Source organism: Ottowia sp., from assembly GCF_035444425.1.
In the GTDB taxonomy this organism is placed as follows: Bacteria; Pseudomonadota; Gammaproteobacteria; order Burkholderiales; family Burkholderiaceae_C; genus Ottowia.
On sequence record NZ_DAOMOQ010000053.1, the window covers coordinates 1 to 19151 of the forward strand.

Sequence of the window (19151 nt, forward strand, 5' to 3'; positions counted from 1 at the left end):
GCTCGGGCACGTAGCTGGCGTACTCGACGTTCTCGATGCCGCGCTGGATCTCGCCGTGCGCGTCGCTGAGCACCTTGCCGTGCTCGGCGGTGATCAGCTGCGCGATCTCGTCGGCGTGCTCTTCCAGCAGCACTTTCAGCCTGCTCATCACGCGGGCTCGCTTGAGCGGCGGCGTGTTGCGCCAGTCGGGAAACGCCTTCTCGGCCGAGGCGATGGCCTGCTCCACCGTGGCCTTGCTGGCCAGCGCCACATGGCCGCTGACCTGCCCGGTGGCGGGGTTGAACACGGGCTGCGTGCGCACCGTGTCGTTGACGATCTGGCCGTCGATGAGGTGGCCGATGGTGTGGGTGACGGATTTGTCGTTGTTCATGATGGGTTTGAAGAAGGAGCGCCTGTTCCGGCACGGTCGCCGGGCCGGATAACGATCGATGCGAGGGTGAAGATCAAGCGGTGGCCGCCAACGCATCACCCACTGCACTCACCAGTCGGTCCAGCTCCGCCGGCGTGCTGATGAAGGGCGGCGCCAGTTGCACGGTGTCGCCGCCGTAGCGCACATAGAAGCCGTTCTTCCAGCAGTGCATGGCGATCTCGTAGGGCCGTCTGGCCGGCTCGCCGGGCAGCGCCTCGATGGTGAAGCCGGCGGCCAGGCCGTAGTTGCGGATGTCGAGCACGTGTTTCGCACCCTTCAGGCCATGCACGGCCTTCTCGAAGTGGGCGCTTAGCGCCTTGACGCGGCCGACGCCGTCCTCGCGCTCCAGCAGGTCCAGCGCGGCGATGCCGGCGGCGCAGGCGACCGGGTGCGCGCTGTAGGTGTAGCCGTGCGCAAACTCCAGCATGTAGTCGGGCCCGCCGGCGGCCATGAAGGTGTCGTAGATCTCGGTGCTGGCGATCACGCCGCCGAGCGGCTGCACGCCGTTGGTGACCTGCTTGGCGAAGGTCATGATGTCGGGCACCACGCCGAAGGCGTCCGAGCCCGTCATGGTGCCGCAGCGGCCAAAGGCGGTGATGACCTCGTCGAAGATCAGCAGGATGTCGTGCTGGGTGCAGATCTCGCGCAGGCGCTGCAGGTAGCCCACCGGCGGGATCAGCACGCCGGCCGAGCCGCTGAAGGGCTCGACGATGACAGCGGCGATGTTGCTGGCGTCGTGCAGCGCGATCAGGTCGAGCAGCCGGTCGGCCAATGCCTTGCCGCCGTCAAGCGGCTGGCCCTTGGCGAAGGTGCCAGCCGGCGGCTGGATGTGCGGCAGGTGGTCGGCCTCGATGCCCTGGCCATAGACCTTGCGGTTGCCGACCATGCCACCGACCGAGATGCCGCCGAAGTTGACGCCGTGGTAGCCCTTCTCGCGCCCGACCAGGCGCGTCTTGCCGCCCTGGCCCTTCAGGCGCCAGTAGGCACGCGCCATCTTCAGCGCGGTGTCGGCGGCCTCCGAACCGGACGAAGTGAAGAACACATGATCCAAACCGGCGGGCGCCAGGCTTTTCAGCTTGTTGGCCAGTTCGAACGACAGCGGGTGGCCGAACTGGAAGGCCGGTGAATAGTCGAGCTGGGCCGCCTGCCTGCCCACCGCCTCGGCGATCTCGCGCCGGCCGTGGCCCAGGCCGGTGCACCACAGCCCCGACAGGCCGTCGAACACCTGGCGGCCGTCGGCATCGGTGTAGTAGGCGCCCTGCGCGCCGACGATCATGCGCGGGTCGCGCTTGAACTCGCGGTTGGCGGTGAAGGGCATCCAGTGCGCGTCGAGCCAGGCGGCATCGTGGCGCGTCTTGTCGGCGGATTGGGCGAAGGTGGCGGTGGTCATGGGCTTGTCTCCTTCAGGAACAGTCTTGAATACCGGACGCATTCTGTCCCGTCCTGTTAATCTCTTGAATAGGCAAATGTCCATGTTCAATTGCTGATTTATGCAAGTAACACCCCGTCCCGCCCGCGCCCGCCCCGCACTCGGCCAGGTCAGCGACATGGATTTGCGCCTGCTGCAGGTGTTCAAGGCGGTGGTCGAATGCGGTGGCCTGTCGGCGGCCGAGCTGGAGCTGAACATCGGCACCAGCACCGTCAGCCGCCACGTCAAGGACCTGGAAACGCGCCTGGGCCTAGTACTGTGCCGGCGCGGCCGGGCCGGCTTCGCGCTGACGGCCGAGGGCCAGCGCGTGTACGACGAGACGCTGCGGCTGCTGGCCGCGGTGGGCAGCTTCCGCGCCAGCATCGACGACATTCATGACCGCATGGGTGGCGCCCTGCACGTGGCGCTGTTCGACAAGACCGCCAGCAACCCGCAGGCACGCATCCACGCGGCGATTGCCGATTTCGCGCGGCTGGCGCCCGACGTCAGCCTGCACCTGCACGTGGGCAGCATCCAGGACATCGAGCGCGGCGTGATGGACGGCAGCTTCGCCGTCGGCGTGATCCCGGCGCACCGCGCCTCGGCCAGCCTGCGCTACGACCGCCTGTTCGGCGAAACCATGTACCTGTACTGCGGCGCCGCGCACGAGCTGTTCGGCGCCGATCATGCGGCGCTTGACTGGCCGGCACTGCGCCGCCGCGGCGACTTCGCCGGCCTCGGCTACCACTCGCCCAACATGGAACTGGCGCACGGCCGCCAGCTCAAGCGCAAGGCCACGGCGTTCGAGCAGGAGGCCATCGCCACGCTGATCCTGTCGGGCCGCTTCGTCGGCTTCCTGCCCGACCACTACGCCGACGCCTTCGTGCAGCGCGGCCAGATGGGGGCGGTAGCGCCCCAGGTGCTGCACTACGCCTGCGACTTCCTCAGCGTGCTGCGCCGCTCACCACGGCCATCGCGGGCGGCGCTGGCCTTCCACCAGGCCTTGCTGGCGGCGCACACGACACCCGGCGCCTGATCCCGCACGACGCCAGCAGCCCAAAGAAAACCCTTCGTGGTGCTCCTTGCATCCTTCGCGAATCCTTCGCGACCTCTGCGTCCGGCTGTTGGCTGTTGGTATTCGGTACTCCGAAGCGTCACAGCACCCGATGCTGCAAGGCCGGCAACTGTCCGCGCCGCGCCGCCAGTGCCGCCGGATCAAGCTCGGCCAGCACCACGCCGGCGCCTTCGGCGCGCTCGGCCAGCACCGTGCCCCAGCTGTTGACCACCATGCTCTGACCCCAGGTGCGGCGGCCGTTCTCGTGCAGACCGCCCTGTGCGGCGGCGATGACGCCGCACAGGTTCTCGATCGCCCGCGCGCGCAGCAGCACTTCCCAGTGCGCCTGGCCGGTGACGTGGGTGAAGGCGCTGGGCACCAGCAGCAGTTCGGCGCCCTCGGCCGCGTAGTGGCGGTACAGCTCGGGAAAGCGCAGGTCGTAGCACACGCTCATGCCGATGCGCCAGCGGTGACCGTCGCGCGACGGCAGGTCGAACAGGGTCGGCTGGCTGCCGCGCGCCAGCACCGCCGCCTCGTCGTACAGGCGGCTGCCGTCGTCGAACTTGAACAGGTGGATCTTGTCGTAGCAGGCCACCCGCTCCCCGTGCGGATTGAACGCCAGGGACGCATTGCGGCACTTGCCCCCACGCTCCGCCGCTGCGCGTACTGCGCTGCCCCCCGAGGGGGCCGCCGCCTCCGCTTGGGGCGGCCCGGCGCTGTTGCTCTTGCCCCCTAGCTCCGCCGCTGCGCGTGCTGCGCTGCCCCCCGAGGGGGCCACCGCCTCCGCTTGGGGCGGCCCGGCGCTGCGGCGGGCGCGCGCGTCGCGCGGCTCGCAGGCCAGCGGCAGCGTGCCGCCGACGATCCACAGGCCCAGTTCGCGCGCCGTGGCGGCCAGCCAGTCCTGGATCGGGCCAGCGCCCAGCGGCTCCTGCAGCGCCAGCTTGTCGGTGTCGTGCTGGCCCATGACGCAGAAGTATTCCGGCAGCACGGCCAGTTCGGCGCCGCCTTGCGCGGCTTCGCTGAGTAGCGCGTGCGCGGCGCGCAGGTTGTGTTCCACCTGCGTGCACGAGACCATCTGGATCGCGGCGACCTTCACGGCTTGTCCTCCTGGTTGACGGCGGCGGGCGCCGTCGATGGCACCGCGGCGCCGGTGTCCTGTCCGGCACCGCGGTCGGCCTGGCCGACACGCCTGACCTGCGGATTGTCCCAGCTGCCACCGATGTGGAATTCGCGCGTCGCCGCCTTGATGAGCGGCTGCTTGAGCACCAGTTGGGCGATGAAGGCGCCGATGCCGATCGCCGGGCTGATCACGGTCGCGGCCAGCGCGGCGGTGCCGGCGTCGATCTCGGGCACCACCAGCACGCGCAGGTCCTGCGTTTCCTGATCGAGGTCGGCGCTGCCTTCCATCAGCACGCCGGCGTTGACGCCCTTCATCTGCAGGTTGTTGGTACTGGCGATGCCCCGCTGCACGACGACGTCGCCACGCACGTGGTCGAACGCGAAACCGCTGGAGAAGACGTCGCGGAAATCCAGCGTCAGCCGCCGCGGCAGCGACTGCAGGCTGAGCACGCCGAGCAGCTTGGCCACGCCCGGGTCGGCCTTGAGGAACTGGCCCGCGCCGACGTCGAGCTTCAGCTGGCCCTGCATGCTGGGGTAGTGCGGCGAGAACGGCGAGCCGGTCCAGCCCAGGCTGCCGTCCAGGTGTCCCTGGCCGCGCGCCAGCACGCCCGGCATGTCGAAGCGCGCCAGCAGCGCGCCGGCATCGCGGATGTCGAGCTTGAAGTGCAGCAGCGTGCGGCGCGGATCGTCCGCCGGGCGCGGCGCGCGCGGGTCGGACGGCAGCGCCGATGCACGCGCCTGCACCGCCCAGTGGCCGTTGGCGCTGAAGCTCGCCTCCGGGGTGCTGAGCTGCAGCCGCGTCAGCTGCCAGTCCTGCACGCCGCGGGCACCTTGGCGCGACGGCGCCAGGTCCTGGTTGACGGCCTCGATCTCCAGCCGGCCCAGCTTCTTGCCGCGCAGCTCGAACTGCTCGGCCACGATGTCCAGCGCCGGGATGTGCGCCGGCGGTTCGGCCAGCCGCGCGGCGCTCTCGTCGACCGTGCTGGCCGGGATGCTCAGGCGCGACAGGCGCGCATGCACCTTGCCGGCCCGGCCGTCGGCACCCTCGCTGAACTGGACGCGGCCGGCCAGTTCGCGCGCCTGCACGTCGGCGCGCCAGGTACCACCCTCGCGCGTGCCGGTACTGACCACGTCATGCAGCACGCGCTCGTCCAGCAGCAGTTCGCCGACGCGCAGCGACCAGGCGTTAGGCAGGTAGGCGCGCGCGTTGCCGCCGGCGCTGGCGGCGGCCGACCAGCCGGCGCCAGCGCCCGTGCCGTCGCCGGCAAACAGCCGGTCGGCCATCGCGTCCCAGGCCGGCACGTCGAGGCGCGGCAGTTGCACCCGCGCCAGCACGCCGCTGGCCGGCAGCGCCAGCTCGGCCTGCGCCTGCGCGCCGACGCCGATGGCGCCGCGCAGCGCGCGCGTCGGCACCGCGCCAGCGTCCTGCTCCAGCAGCAGCGCCAGCCGGTCGGACACCGTCAACCGCATCTGCTCGCGCACGACGCCGCCTTCGGCGGCCAGCGGGCGCGACTCGTAGCGCAGCGGCCACGCAGCGTCGGCCGGCTTGGCCAGCGGCGCCGGCAAGTCGAACGCCATGCCGCGCAGATCGCTCGTCACCAGCAGCTCCGGCTCGCCGGCGTGGAAGCCGATCACAGCCTCGTACGCCGCCTGGCCGCTGGCCTGGCGGGCGATGGCCGGCACCGGACCCCAGTCCTGCATCTGGCGCAGGCCGTCGGCGCTGGCGGTGCCGCTGGCGCGCAGCCGCACCACGGCCGCCTCGCCGGCGGCCGGCTGCAGCCCGCCGCTGACCTGCGCCTCGCCGCCGAGCAGGCCGACGCGCACCTCGTGCACCGCGAAGCCGGTCTCGGAAAAGCTGACTTCGCCCTGCGCGCCGTCCAGTTGCGGCGCGGCGGGCGTGATGCGCAGCGCGTTGCCCTGCAGCGCGACCCGGCCCTCGACCCTGGCGTCGTCGATGTGCGCGACCGGCAGGTCGAGCTTGAGCCGCAGGCCGGCATCGCCGCTGGCCGTGGCGCGGTCCAGCGCGTGCTGGGTGAAACCCGCCACTGGCGAAGCCCGGACGATGTCCAGCGCCGAGGCCAGCGCGCCCTGGCCCTCGGCCTCGACCAGCACCCGGGTGCGGCCGAGGTCGGCGATACCGGCCTGCACGCGCGGAAAGCGCCAGCCGGGATGGCCCTGCACGCGCGCCCGGGCGTTGTTGACACGCATGCTGTTGCGCTCGAACACCAGCTCGCCCGCCAGATCCTCCAGCTGAGGCCAGGGCGGCTGTCCCTCGGGTTGCAGATACCGGGGCACATAGGCCATGGTGACGCCGCGCACCTGGCCGGCAAAGCGGAACTCGCCCGCCGCGGTGCTTTTCTCGAACGGGACGTCAAGCAGCCTGCCCTTGACCCGCACCGCAACGTCGCGCGCCTCGCCCTTCAGGATCGCCTCGCGTACGTAGCGCCGCGCGTCAAGCGGAATGCCGAGCGGCAGGTAGCGGTGCACGCGCGCACCGTTGGCGCGGCTGAACGTGCCCTGCAGATCCAGCACGCCCGGAAAGCGCGCGTCACCGGCACGCTTCACCTCGTCGGTCTGCCAGCGCGCCTTGAAGCTGCCGGTGGCGTCGGGGTTCTGCAGCTTGAGTTCGTCGACGTCGAGCTCGATGTGCTCGCCCTGCACGCGCCAGCGCGCCTGCGCCGACAGCTGCGCGAGCGGGATGCGCGGCTCCTCGAACACGCCGGGAAACTCCAGCGCGCCATCCTTGATCGTCAGGCTGGCGTGGCCGCCGCCGGGCATGGCCTCGAACTCCAGCGCCGCGCCCTCGATGCCGGGAATGCCTTCGACCGGACTGCCGTCCCGGCGTGGCGGCGCCGGCCGGGCGCCGACCGACAGGCCGGCCAGCCGCGCCTGCACGCGCCAGTCGCGCGGCGCGTCCAGCGCGCCGTCCCAGCGCGCCATGATGCTGTCGACCCGGCCCTTGACCGGGTGCGCGCGCAGTTGCTCGTGCAGCCTGGGTGGCAGCGGCAGCCGGCTGGCGATCTTGGCCAGCGCCGCCAGGTCGAGCCGGTCGCCGCGCAACTCGCCGCCGCCCTCGCCGTCACGGTAGTTCAGCGTGAAATTGCCGCCCGGCCAGACCAGGCCGTCGGCATCGACGAACTGCAGGTTGCGGGTGTCGAGCTGCATCGCGCCGGCCTGGTGGCGCCAGCCGAGCCGGCCGCTGACGGCGCCGAAGGCCAGCGGCGCCAGCTCGGACCCGAAGCGCGCCGCCACCTGGTCCAGCGCCAGGTCGGCGGTGGCGCTGACCAGCGCGCCCTTGCGCACCTCGGCCCAGCCGCGCAGCGCGCCCTGGCCGGCGTGCAGGTCGATGTCCCAATCGGACTTCAGATCGACGTGCTCGCGCAGCCGCGACACGTCGACCCAGGGCAGATCGGCGAACAGCTGGCCGTCCCACTCGCGCCAATGGCCGGCATGGCGCGAGAACACCGGCTGCCGGAACTGCCCGATCAGGGTGAAGCGCCGACCCCAGCCCGCCGGCGGCGTAGCGTCGAGCCGCAGCTGGTGGCGCCGGCGGCCATTGCGCACCACCAGTTGCACGTCATGCAGGCCGACCGGCGCCGCACCGCGCCGCTCGTCGACCCAGTCGACGCGGCCGCCGCGCACCAGGAACTCGGGCTGCGAGAAGAACCAGTCGGCCACGCCGGTATCACCCGCGGCATCGCCCGACAGGTCGATGCCGGCCACCAGCAGGCGGCCGTCGGCGCTGCGGCGCACTTCCAGCTCGGGCTCGTCGATCACCAGCTGCTCCAGCCCGCCGGTGGCCAGCGATAGCACGGATAGCGCCACCAGCGCACGCGGCACGCGCAAGCCTGGGCGTCCCGCGGGGTCATGCACCTGCACGTCGTGCAGCGACAGCGTGGGCACGAGACCATTCGATTCGGCCCGCAGCGCGCCGATGCTGACCGGCGCCGCCAGCGCGCGCGAGGCCCAGCTTTCGAGCCGCGGGCGAAACTCGTCGGCGCGCGGCACAATAAACCAATGGAGGACGATCCCGGCCAGCACCAGCACCATCAGCAGGCCCGCCAAGGCACGCAGGGTCCAGCGCATCAGCGTGGCGGCGAATCGGATGGAGCGCGCGATCAATGGCGTACGGGTGAATGCGTTGGGGCCGGCCATCGGGCGGCATGACCGCCCGGCGCCGGCTTGACAGGCAACGAGAGAAATTATGACCCCCGGTGACCTCGAAGGTTCTGGCCCGCAGCCGGCGGCCACGGCCATGACACGCCTCAGTCAGCCCAGCCCGCAGGCGCCCGCGGGCGCCGCGCATTCGCGCCTGGTGCAGCGCCTGCGGCGCCGCTACGAAGGCGAGCTGGCGCTGCTGCCGGCCGGCGCACCCACGCTCGAGTCGATGCAGACCTGCCTGGCGGCGCTGGCCGCACGCGGTCACGACACCGGCGCGCGCCTGCGCATCCTGCGCCAGCTGGTGATCGAACGCCTGGTGGTGCTGGACTGCGAGCAGGCCGCGCCGCTGGACATCGTCACCAGCGCCGTCACCGAACTGGCCGAGCTGGCGCTCGACACCGCCTGCCGGCAGGCCTTCGCCGAGCTCGACGAGCGCCACGGCGCGCCGCTGACCGAGGCCGGCACGCGCGCCGAGCTGTGGGTGGTCGGCATGGGCAAGCTGGGCGCGCGCGAGCTGAACGTGTCCAGCGACATCGACCTGATCTACGTCTACGACGACGACGGCGAGACCGCCGGCCGCGACGATGGGCGCGGGCGCATCAGCGTGCAGGAGTACTTCACGCGCGCGGTCAAGCTGATCCAGGCGCTGATCGGCGACACCACCGAGCACGGGCTGGTGTTCCGCATCGACCTGGCGCTGCGGCCCAACGGCAACTCCGGCCCCGCCGTGTGCTCGCTCGACGCGCTGGAGGAATACATGCTGGTGCAGGGGCGCGAATGGGAGCGCTTCGCCTGGATGAAGAGCCGCGCCGTGGCGCCGCGCGCGGCCATCGCCAACGGCTCGGCGCGGGCACTGCGCGGCGTGGTGCTGCCGTTCGTGTTCCGCAAGTACCTCGACTACGCGGTGTTCGAGTCGCTGCGCAACCTGCACCGGCAGATCCGCGAGCACGCCAGCAAGCGCTCGGCCGGCCGGCCCGAGCGCGCCAACGACGTCAAGCTGTCGCGCGGCGGCATCCGCGAGATCGAGTTCATCGTGCAGCTGCTGCAGGTGGTGCGCGGCGGCCAGTTCCCCGAGCTGCGCACGCGCCCGACCGTGCAGGCCCTGCAGCGCATGGCGCACGCCGGCCTGATGCCGCCGGACACCGCCGACCAGCTGGCCGCCGCCTACGTGTTCCTGCGCCGGGTCGAGCACCGCATCCAGTACCTGGACGACCAGCAGACCCACATCGTGCCGACCGACGACGCCGACCTCGACTGGATCGCGCACACGCTCGGCTACGCCGGCGCCTGTCCGTTCCTGGCCGAACTCGACACGCACCGCGAGTTCGTGGCCGAGGAGTTCGATCGCCTGCTGGGCGGCGACGCGCCCTGCAAGGCCTGTGGCAGGAACGGCAATGGCAACGGCGCCGGTCGCGCGCTGCCGGCCGAGATCGATGGCGTGCTGACGGGCTTTCCCGAGCGGGTGCGCGAGCGCCTCGCCGAATGGCCCGAGCATCCGCGCGTGCTGGCACTGCGCGACGAAGCGCGCGGGCGCCTGGTGCGCCTGCTGCAGCGCACCGCGCAGTGGCTGGACGAGGGCCGCGTCAACGAGGATGGCGTGCTGCGCCTGGCCGACTGGGTCGAGCCGCTGCTGCGGCGCGAGAGCTACATCGCGCTGCTGCTGGAGCGCCCGGCGGTGCACGAGCGGCTGCTGCGCGTGCTCGGCGCCGCGCGCTGGCCGGCGCGCTACGTGATGCAGCACCCAGGCGTGATCGACGAACTGGCCGGCCCCAGCCTGCTGGCCGACCGCTTCGACGCCGCCGCCTTCGAGCAGGAGCTCGAGCAGCGGCGCCTGGCGCTCGCCACGACGCGCGAGGACGACGAGGAAAACCTGCTCAACCTGCTGCGCCGCGCCCACCACGCCGAGGTGTTCCGCACCCTGGTGCGCGACGTCGAGGGCAGCATCACGGTCGAGCAGGTGGCCGACGACCTGTCGGCACTGGCCGACGCGATCCTGCGCCTGACCACCCGCTGGTGCTGGCCGCGGCTGCGCCAGAAGCACCGGGAACACCCCCGCTTCGGCATCATCGGCTACGGCAAGCTGGGCGGCAAGGAGCTCGGCTACGGCAGCGACCTGGACATCGTGTTCGTGTTCGACGACGAGCACGAGGACGCGCAGGACATCTACGCCGCCTTCGTGCGTAAGCTGATCACCTGGCTGACGGTGAAGACCGGCGAGGGCGACCTGTTCGAGATCGACACCGCGCTGCGCCCCAACGGCAGCTCGGGCCTGCTGGTGACCAGCTTCGATGCCTACGCCGACTACCAGGAAAACCGCGGCAGCAACACCGCCTGGACCTGGGAACACCAGGCCATGACAAGAGCCAGGATGATCCCGCCGGTGGCGCCCGGCTCAACTCCCGACGCGAGCGCGGAAGACGCCCTGATCACCCGCTTCAACACCGTGCGCCACGCCGTCATCACCGCCCCGCGCGACCACGCCGCGCTGCGCGGCGAGATCATCGCCATGCGCGAGAAGATGCGCGCAGCGCACACCGTCAGGTCCGGCCTGTTCGACGTCAAGCACAGTCCGGGCGGCATGGTGGATGCCGAATTCACGACCCAGTACCTGGTGCTGGCGCACACCGCCCGGCACCCCGAACTGGCGCCCAACCTCGGCAACATCGCCCTGCTGCAGCGGGCCGAGCAGGCCGGCCTGCTGCCCGCCGGCATCGGCCAGGCGGCCGCCGACGCCTACCGCGAACTGCGCCGCGTGCAGCACCAGGCGCGGCTGAACGAGGAGCCGACACAGCTGGCGCCCGAAGCCATGGGCGCCGAGCGCGCCGCCATCATCGCGCTGTGGCAGGCGGTGTTCGGCTGACGCGCCGGCCCGGCGCACGCCCGGTCAGCGGCAAGCCCTAAACTCCGGAGCCAACCCGTTCGTGGTCGCGTGCGCGCTGCCGCGCCCGGCCTGTTGCCCATGCGCCTGCTCCTCTGGCCCGTCGTCTGCGCGCTGTTGATCGCCGCCTGCGTCGCGGCGTGGCTGGCCGGCAGCACCGGCCAGTTGCGGCCCCAGTTCTGGATCTGGCACGCCGAGCACTGGCAAGCGCAGCCGTGGACGCTGTGGACCGCACCACTGATGCATTTCCTGCCCACGCACGGGCTCGCCAACGCGCTGGCGCTGGCCGCGCTGGCGATCCTGGGCGCCGCGCTGCCGGCGCAGCCGCGCGACACCCTGGCGCTGCTGCTGGCCTGGCCGCTAGGCACCCTGGCGCTGCTGGCCTGGCCCAGGATCGGCGGCTACTACGGCCTGTCCGGGCTGGTCCACATCGCCGCTGCCGTGCTGGCGCTGCGGGCGCTCTTGATGCGGCCGACGCGCCTGCTCGGCGGGCTGCTGGCCGGCGGGCTGGTGCTGAAGCTGGTGCTGGAGCGCGGCTGGGCGGTGCCGATCGGCTTCGACAGCCGCTGGGGCTTCAACGTGGTGTACGCCGCTCACCTCACCGGCGCATTGGCGGGCGCCACGCTGGCGCTGCTGCTGGAGGCGCTGGCCCGGCTGCGCGCCGATCCCGCAACCCTGCGGTAGGCGCGGCGACAGCCGCGAATGGGCGCCTCCCGCATCATGGACACCCGTTCACGGCGACCGCCGCCTTCACGAGAAAAATGGCTCAGTTCCGGTGCTTGGCCCATTTGGCCCGGATCGCCTCCGGGATCGACAACGCGCGGGTGCCCGGCACCAGCCGCAGCCGCATGCCGGCCGCCAGCATGCCGGGCATGTCGACCGCCAGGTAGAAGCCGCAGCGGCCCGTGCGCACCATCACCCGGCCGGCAGCGGCAAAGCCCATCACCACCCCCAGCTTGCCGCAGGGCTCGCGGGGACCGGTCACGCGCAGCACGCAGTCCGAGCCCTCGAAGTGCAGCGTGTCGCCGACCCACACCTGGTGTTCCAGCAGGCCCTCGAGCAGCAGGTTCTCGCCCATGAAGCCGGACGGCAGCGCTTCATCCTGCGGTGCCGCGCCATGCACGTGCCGCTGCTCGATCCAGAACGGCAGGTGCTCGCTGGGATAGGCGTAGACCGCCTTGCGCAGGCCACCGTGCACACTCAGGTCGGCCTGCTCGTCACCCGCCAGACCCAGCGCGGCGGCCATCACCGGACCATCGACCGGCGCCTTGCGGATGCCGCTCAGCAGCGTGCGGCCTCCGCCGATCGGCAACGGCGCGGCCAGGCCGACGCTGACCGTACGCACGCGCACGCCGCCTTGCCGGTCGCCCGCGCGTGGCGGCGCCGGTTCAATTGCGCCAGGGGTTGCATCAGGATCAGCCATGATGCTGACATGATGCCGCAGCGCATCCCCAGGCCAAGCTGCAAGCTCAGGAAACCCTCCATGACAACCCGTCCGTCCACCCTGCGCGGCGTCGTCGCCGTCACGCTGCTGGTGCTCAACACCTTGTTCTGGTGCACGCCGCTGTTCGTGCTGGCGCTGCTCAAGCTGGCCTTGCCTTTCCAGAAGGTGCGGCTGGTGCTCGACCCGGCCATTAACGGCATCGCCACCCACTGGATCAGCGGCAACAGCGCCTGGATGCGGCTGACGCAGCGCACCCGCTGGGACGTGGCGGGCGTCGATGGCCTGCCCTACGCCGGCTGGTACCTGGTGCAGGCCAACCACCAGTCCTGGGTCGACATCTTCGTGCTGCAGCACACGCTGAACCGCCGCATCCCGTTCCTGAAGTTCTTTCTCAAGCAGCAACTGATCTGGGTGCCGGTGATCGGGCTGGCCTGGTGGGCGCTGGAGTTTCCGTTCATGAAGCGGCACTCGCCGGCCGCGCTGCGCGCCAACCCGGCCTTGCGCGACGAGGACCGGGAAACCACGCGCCGCGCCTGCGAGAAGTTCGCACTGGTGCCGACCAGCGTGATGAACTTTCCCGAGGGCACGCGCTTCACGCCGGCCAAGCACGCCGCCCAGGCATCGCCCTACCGGCACCTGCTCAGGCCCAAGGCGGGCGCCATGGCGCTGTCGCTGCACGCCATGGGGGGGAAGTTCGATTCGATGATCGACGTCACCATCGTCTACCCGCACGGGCGGCCGACGTTCTGGCAGTTCGCCTGCGGCGGCGTGCCCGAGATCGTGATGCGCGCGCACCGGCGGCCGATCCCGCCCGAGTTCTGCCATGGCGACTACAGCGGCGACGCGGCCTTCCGCGCCCGCGTGCACCACTGGCTAGCCGAGCTGTGGGCCGAGAAGGACGCCGAGATCGAGCGCCTGCTGGCCGGGCGCAGAGACTCCGCCTGATCAACCGCGCATCGGCCCGGTACCTTACGGTTTCTTCTTACCGGCGGCGCGCTCGGCCGCCACCTTGGCCTTGATCTCCTCGGCCATCTGCTTCTGCTTCTCGGCCAGCGGTGGGAACGGCCCGAAGCGGTGCTGATCGGCCGGCGCGCCCAGCATGTAGGGCGGGAAGGCCGAATCGACCGGCTTGTTCCAGCGCGCCGGGAAGTCGCGCTCCAGGTTGGCCTTGACCGGGCGCTCCTTCGACAGCATGAAGGCCGATACGTCGTAGGCCTCGTCGTCGCTCAGCTGCGGCGCGTCGAAGCTGGTGCCCTGCGGCATGTTGTGCTTGACGAAGCGCGTCGCCATGGCCAGGCGGTTCATGCCGGCGCCGTTGTTGAAGCTGTCCTTGCCCCACAGCGGCGGGAAGGTGTAGCCCTGCGCGTCGCCCGGCTTGCCGGCTCGGATACCCTGGCCGTCGGCGCCGTGGCAGACCGCGCACTTGTCGGCGTAGACCTTGGCACCGGCCTCCAGGTCGGCGCGCCGGTTCGGCATCTTGCTCTGCACCATGCCGGCGCCCTCGACCGTGGCGCCGACCGGGATGCCCCTGGACAGAAAGGCCGTGTAGGCGACGAAGGCCTTCATCTCGCGCGAGTCCAGCGGCAGCGCCTTGCCGTTCATGCTGCGCTCCATGCAGCCGTTGACGCGCTCCTCCACCGTGCTGATGTCGTCCTCGCGCGCCCGGTATTGCGGGAAGGTGGCGCTGACGCCCGACCACGGCATGGCGAACGGCTTGGCGGCGGCCTGCTGGTGGCAGGAGGCACAGGCCAGGTTGTTGCCGGCGTAGCGCATCTTCCGGTCCTTGACCTCGGGACCGATGAGCGCGAAGGTGCGCACGGTGAGGTCGTGGCCGTACTGCACCAGCTCGCGCTGCTTGCCGGCCGGCAACTGGTCGATCTGGGGCACCGGGCGACCGGCCAGCTTGACCGTGTCAGCGGCCTGCTGTGCCGCGGCCGGAAGCCAGCCCGCCAGCAGCACGGCGGCACCCGCGAGCGCCCAGGAGCGGGGAAGACGATACCGGATCATGATGGCGTTCCTTGAAGTAGATCAAGACTCCATCCTAGGGTTACCCCGATACAAAATCATGACTTGGATCAATTCCGCATCAGGGTTTCGATTGCATCCGGATCCACCGGCACCCCGCGCGTGATCAGCTCGCAGCCGCTGTCGGTGATCACCGCATCGTCCTCGATGCGGATGCCGATTTTCCAGAAGGGCTCCGGCACCTGCTCGGCCGGCCGCACGTAGATGCCCGGCTCGATGGTCAGCACCATGCCGGGCCGCAGGATGCGCGCCGGCCGGTCCTTGATCAGCTCGCCCGAGAGCGGGTCGGTGCGCTCGCTCACCTGGCCGACCTCGCCCGGCTCGACGTAGCTGCCGCAGTCGTGCACGTCCATGCCGAGCCAGTGGCCGGTGCGGTGCATGTAGTGGGCGAAGTAGGCGCGATCGGCGATGGCGTCGTCCAGCGTGCCGTGCCGGTCGCGGTCGATCAGGCCCAGATCGAGCATGCCCTGCGTCAGCACCTTCACCGCGGCCTCGTGCGGCTCGGTGAAGCGCGCGCCGGGCCGGGTCGCCTCGACGGCCGCCTGCTGGCTGGCCAGCACCAGCTCGTACAGCGCGCGCTGCGGGCCGCTGAACCGGCCGTTGGCGGGGAAGGTGCGCGTGATGTCGGACGCATAGCCGTCCAGCTCGCAGCCGGCGTCGATCAGCACCAGCTCGCCATCGCGGATCGGCGCCTGGTCGGCGCGGTAGTGCAGCACGCAGGCGTTGGCGCCGGCGGCGACGATGCTGCCGTAGGCCGGGAACTGCGAGCCGTGGCGGCGGAACTCGTGCAGCAGCTCGGCTTCGAGGTGGTATTCGCGCACCTGCTCGCCGGCGCGCAGCATGGCGCTGCAGCGCTGCATGGCGCGCACGTGGGCACCGGCGCTGATGTGTGAGGCGCGGCGCATGATGTCCAGTTCGTGCGCGTCCTTGACCAGGCGCATCTCGTCCAGGATCGCGCACAGATCGCGCTGCGCGTCGGGCGCCAGCGCCCCGTGGCGCACCCGGGCACGCACCTTCTGCAGCCAGCCGTCGATGCGCGGCGCCAGCCCGCCATGGATGGCGAAGGGATACCAGACCACCGTCCGGTTCTCGAGCAACCTGGGCAGGCGCGCGTCGAGTTCATCGACCGCGAACGCCTCGTCCACGCCCAGCTCCGCCGGCGCGGCCTCGGGGCCGAGCCGGATGCCGTCCCAGATCTCGCGCTCCAGGTCCTTGGGCTGGCAGAACAGCGTGCTGCGCCCCGAGCCGTCGAGCACCAGCCAGGCGTTGGGCTCGGAAAAGCCCGTCAGGTAATAGAAATAGCTGTCGTGGCGGTACGGAAAGTCGGTGTCGCGGTTGCGCGGCCGCTCGGGCGCCGTCGGCAGGATGGCGATGGCGCCTTCGCCCAGCTGGGCGGCGACGCGGGCGCGGCGGGCGGCATAGGGTGCAGTGGTCATGGAACGCAAGCTTAGGTTATCGGTGCATCGGCGGCGCGTCGGCATTCAGCCGCGCCAGCCGTTCGGGCGTGCCGACGTCGGTCCAGGCACCCTCGTACAACTCGGCGCTGACCCGGCCGGCGTCGATGGCGCGGCGCAGCAGCGGCGCGAGCGGCGCCGCCGTGCCCTGCGGGTTGCCGGGCAGGATGTCGCACCAGGGCGGCTCGAACAGCGCACGCCGGTACAGCGCCACGGTGCTGAAGGTGTGGCGCGCGCCGCCCGGCGGCGCCTGGTTGAGCGCCAGGCCATCGGCGCCGATGGCGAAATCGCCGTTCGGGTTGTGCGGCGGGTTGGGCACCAGCCACAGGTGCGCCAGCCGCCCGCCCCGCACGAACTCCTGCACCGCCTGCGGCCGGAATTCGAAGTCCGGCGCGTGGATATCGCCGGCCAGCACCCAGAACGCATCCTCGGGCGAAGGCGCCAGCAGCGGCAGCGCGCGCGCGATGCCGCCGGCGGTCTCTAGCGCGTAGCCGAAGTCACGGCCCTCGGACGAGCAGCGGATCGGCGCCCCCGGCTGGCGCCCGCAAAAGTCCTCGATCTGCTCGCCCAGCCAGGCGGTGTTGACCACCACCTCGCCGACGCCGCCGCGCGCCAGCGCCTCCAGCCACCATTGCAGCAGCGGCTTGCCGTGCACCGGCAGCAGCGGCTTGGGCACGTGGTCGGTCAGCGGCCGCATGCGCTCGCCGCGGCCGGCCGCCAGGATCAGCGCCCGCACGCGCGCATCGCCGGGCGCCGCACGCTGACCCAGCCTCACCGGCGCACTCCCGCATCGGCTGCGCCGGGGTGCCGGGGGAACGGGAGCCAAAACCGCATGACGGCGTACTGTAGATCAAGCCGGCGCGTCACGGCTTGTAAAATCAGTGGTTGCTCGCCGCCTCTTCCCCTCCCCGGAGCTCCTTCCCGATGGCAGACAAGAACTCGATGGCCAACGCCATCCGCGCCCTGGCCATGGACGCCGTCCAGCAAGCCAATTCCGGTCACCCCGGCGCCCCGATGGGCATGGCCGACATGGCGGTGGCGCTGTGGAGCCGGCACCTGAAGCACAACCCGGCCAATCCGCACTGGGCCGACCGCGACCGCTTCATTCTCTCCAACGGCCACGCGTCGATGCTGATCTACGCGCTGCTGCACCTGACCGGCTACGACCTGCCGCTGCAGGAGCTGAAGGACTTCCGCCAGCTGCACAGCAAGACCGCCGGGCATCCGGAGGTCGGCGTGACGCCGGGCGTCGAGACCACCACCGGCCCGCTCGGCCAGGGCCTGGGCAACGCGGTCGGCATGGCGCTGGCCGAGAAACTGCTGGCGGCCGAGTTCAACCGGCCCGGTCACGCGATCGTCGACCACCACACCTACGTGTTCCTGGGCGACGGCTGCCTGATGGAGGGCATCAGCCACGAGGCCTGCGCGCTGGCCGGTGCCTGGAAACTGAACAAGCTGATCGCGCTGTACGACGACAACGGCATCAGCATCGACGGCCAGGTCGCGCCCTGGTTCGTCGACAACGTGGCCCAGCGCTTCGAGGCCTACCAGTGGAACGTGATCGGCCCGGTCGACGGCCACGACGTCGATGCCGTCGACCGCGCCATCACCGAGGCGCAGCAGGGCGCCGACCGGCCGACGCTGATCATCTGCCGCACCCAGATCGGCAAGGGCTCGCCGAACCGCCAGGATACCGCCAAGGCGCACGGCGAGCCGCTCGGCGCCACCGAGATCGCGCTGACGCGCCAGACCATCGGCTGGGAGCACGGCCCGTTCGAGATCCCGCAGGCGATCTACGCCGACTGGGACGCCCGCCCGGCCGGCAGCGCGGCCGAGGCCGATTGGAACGCGCGCTTCACCGCCTATGCCCAGGCGCATCCGCAGCTGGCGGCCAGCTTCCAGCGCCGCATGGCCGGCGAGCTGCCGCCCGACTTCGCCCGGATCGCCGCCGATGCCGTTGCCGCCGCGCATGAGCGCGCCGAGACCGTGGCCAGCCGCAAGGCCAGCCAGATCGCGCTGGAGGCCTTCACCGCACAGCTGCCCGAGCTGATCGGCGGCAGCGCCGACCTGACCGGCTCCAACCTGACCAACACCAGCCACACCACCGCGCTGCGCTTCGCCGCGGAAGGCGCGGTGGTGCTGCCGGAAGAGCTGTCGCGCCGCCAGCAGGTGGCGCAGAACATCGCCGGCGTCGGCAAGGAGGACGAGGCCACCCGCAATTCGCCCGAGCCGCTGCCGCCGTCGCCGCCCGAGGCGCCGAGCGCACTGGCGGCGCGCTTCCACGTCAACTACGGCGTGCGCGAGTTCGGCATGGCCACCGTCATGAACGGCATCGCGCTGCACGGCGGCTACATCCCCTACGGCGGCACCTTCCTGACCTTCAGCGACTACAGCCGCAACGCGGTGCGCATGGCGGCGCTGATGCGCCAGCGCGTGATCCACGTCTTCACCCACGACTCGATCGGTCTGGGCGAGGACGGACCGACGCACCAGAGCATCGAGCACGCCGCCAGCCTGCGCCTGATTCCGGGCCTGGACGTCTGGCGCCCGGCCGACACCGCCGAGACCGCCGTCGCCTGGGCCGCGGCACTGGAAAACCGCAATCGCCCGACCGCGCTGTTGCTGAGCCGGCAGAATCTGCCCTACCTGCCCAAGCGCGCGCTGGGCGACATCGGCCGTGGCGCCTATGTTTTGGCCGAACCCAGCGACGTCGGGCTGCGCGGCAAGATGCGCGCCGTCATCATCGCCACCGGCTCCGAGGTGCAGCTGGCGCTGAAGGCGCAGCAGCTGCTGGCGCAGCAAAGGATTGCGGTGCGTGTGGTCTCGATGCCCAGCACCAGCGCGTTCGACCGCCAGAGCGTCCAATACAAGCAGTCGGTGCTGCCGGACGGCGTGCCGCGCATCGCGGTCGAGATGGGCGTCACGGATGGCTGGTGGAAATACGGCGCAGCCGCCGTGGTCGGCATCGACCGCTACGGCGAATCGGCGCCCGCGGCGAAACTGTTCGAGTTCTTCGGCTTCACCCCCGAAAACGTCGCCGACACCGTGCGCGCCGTGCTGGCGCGCTGAGCACCCGGATTTCGCGGCGCCGGCCCATGCGCTGGCGCCGCAGCGGTTTAGGAAACTAGCAAAGAGGAAAACGCAATGAGCATCAAGATCGGCATCAACGGCTTCGGTCGCATCGGGCGCATGGTATTTC

The 19151-nt window shown here is 71.2% G+C and carries 13 protein-coding genes; 5 read left to right on the top strand and 8 right to left on the bottom strand.

From position 1 onward, the window contains the following. Positions 1-370: aldehyde dehydrogenase family protein (locus PK606_RS14570; RefSeq protein WP_324564999.1), on the bottom strand; the 370-nt coding region annotated here is incomplete at its 3' end. 73 nt (positions 371-443) lie between these two features. Next, positions 444-1799, bottom strand: a complete 1356-nt coding sequence (gene aptA / locus PK606_RS14575; RefSeq protein WP_324565000.1) for an omega-aminotransferase AptA — start codon at positions 1797-1799, stop codon at positions 444-446. 100 nt (positions 1800-1899) lie between these two features. Between aptA and PK606_RS14580 the strand changes: the two genes are divergently transcribed. Then, positions 1900-2853, top strand: a complete 954-nt coding sequence (locus PK606_RS14580) for a LysR family transcriptional regulator (protein ID WP_324565002.1) — start codon at positions 1900-1902, stop codon at positions 2851-2853. A 118-nt stretch (positions 2854-2971) separates the two neighbouring features. Here the strand turns inward: PK606_RS14580 and PK606_RS14585 are convergent, their stop codons facing one another. Both PK606_RS14585 and PK606_RS14590 read right to left on the bottom strand, forming a co-directional pair. Then, a complete protein-coding gene (locus PK606_RS14585; protein ID WP_324565003.1) occupies positions 2972-3967 on the bottom strand; it encodes a carbon-nitrogen hydrolase family protein in 996 nt (331 codons plus the stop codon). Next, positions 3964-8145 (bottom strand): YhdP family protein, encoded by a 4182-nt coding sequence (locus PK606_RS14590; protein WP_324565004.1) that lies wholly within the window; start codon positions 8143-8145, stop codon positions 3964-3966. The genes PK606_RS14585 and PK606_RS14590 overlap by 4 nt, the downstream gene beginning before the upstream one ends. Before the next feature lie 100 nt (positions 8146-8245). On the opposite strand from PK606_RS14590, the gene glnE reads away from it, so the two are divergent. Both glnE and PK606_RS14600 read left to right on the top strand, forming a co-directional pair. Beyond that, positions 8246-11011, top strand: coding sequence for a bifunctional [glutamate--ammonia ligase]-adenylyl-L-tyrosine phosphorylase/[glutamate--ammonia-ligase] adenylyltransferase (gene glnE, locus PK606_RS14595; protein WP_324565006.1), 2766 nt, complete (start codon positions 8246-8248; stop codon positions 11009-11011). 99 nt (positions 11012-11110) lie between these two features. Then, positions 11111-11713, top strand: coding sequence for a rhomboid family intramembrane serine protease (locus PK606_RS14600; RefSeq protein WP_324565009.1), 603 nt, complete (start codon positions 11111-11113; stop codon positions 11711-11713). A gap of 82 nt (positions 11714-11795) precedes the next feature. Here PK606_RS14600 and PK606_RS14605 read toward each other — a convergent pair whose 3' ends face one another. Next, complete coding sequence (locus PK606_RS14605; RefSeq protein ID WP_324565011.1) at positions 11796-12374, bottom strand: MOSC domain-containing protein; 579 nt, start codon at positions 12372-12374, stop codon at positions 11796-11798. 138 nt (positions 12375-12512) lie between these two features. Here PK606_RS14605 and yihG point away from each other — a divergent pair, with 138 nt between their 5' ends. After that, entirely contained in the window at positions 12513-13418 is a 906-nt protein-coding gene (gene yihG / locus PK606_RS14610) for a 1-acylglycerol-3-phosphate O-acyltransferase, YihG family (RefSeq protein ID WP_324565012.1), read from the top strand. A gap of 24 nt (positions 13419-13442) precedes the next feature. On the opposite strand, the gene PK606_RS14615 is transcribed toward yihG, so the two are convergent. The 3 genes from PK606_RS14615 to PK606_RS14625 all read right to left on the bottom strand — a co-directional run bounded on the left by PK606_RS14615 (position 13443) and on the right by PK606_RS14625 (position 16727). Then, positions 13443-14480 carry a c-type cytochrome gene (locus tag PK606_RS14615; RefSeq protein ID WP_324565014.1) on the bottom strand — a complete coding sequence of 346 codons (1038 nt, stop codon included), beginning with the start codon at positions 14478-14480 and terminating at the stop codon, positions 13443-13445. 68 nt (positions 14481-14548) lie between these two features. Then, a complete protein-coding gene (locus PK606_RS14620) occupies positions 14549-15934 on the bottom strand; it encodes an aminopeptidase P N-terminal domain-containing protein (RefSeq protein ID WP_324565016.1) in 1386 nt (461 codons plus the stop codon). A 16-nt stretch (positions 15935-15950) separates the two neighbouring features. Continuing rightward, positions 15951-16727 (bottom strand): nucleotidyltransferase family protein, encoded by a 777-nt coding sequence (locus PK606_RS14625; RefSeq protein WP_324565017.1) that lies wholly within the window; start codon positions 16725-16727, stop codon positions 15951-15953. Positions 16728-16876: 149 nt separating this feature from the next. Here PK606_RS14625 and PK606_RS14630 point away from each other — a divergent pair, with 149 nt between their 5' ends. Beyond that, the gene (locus PK606_RS14630) at positions 16877-19021 is read left to right on the top strand and encodes a transketolase family protein (protein WP_324565018.1); all 2145 of its coding nucleotides are present in this window, start codon (positions 16877-16879) and stop codon (positions 19019-19021) included. Positions 19022-19151: the final 130 nt, after the last annotated feature.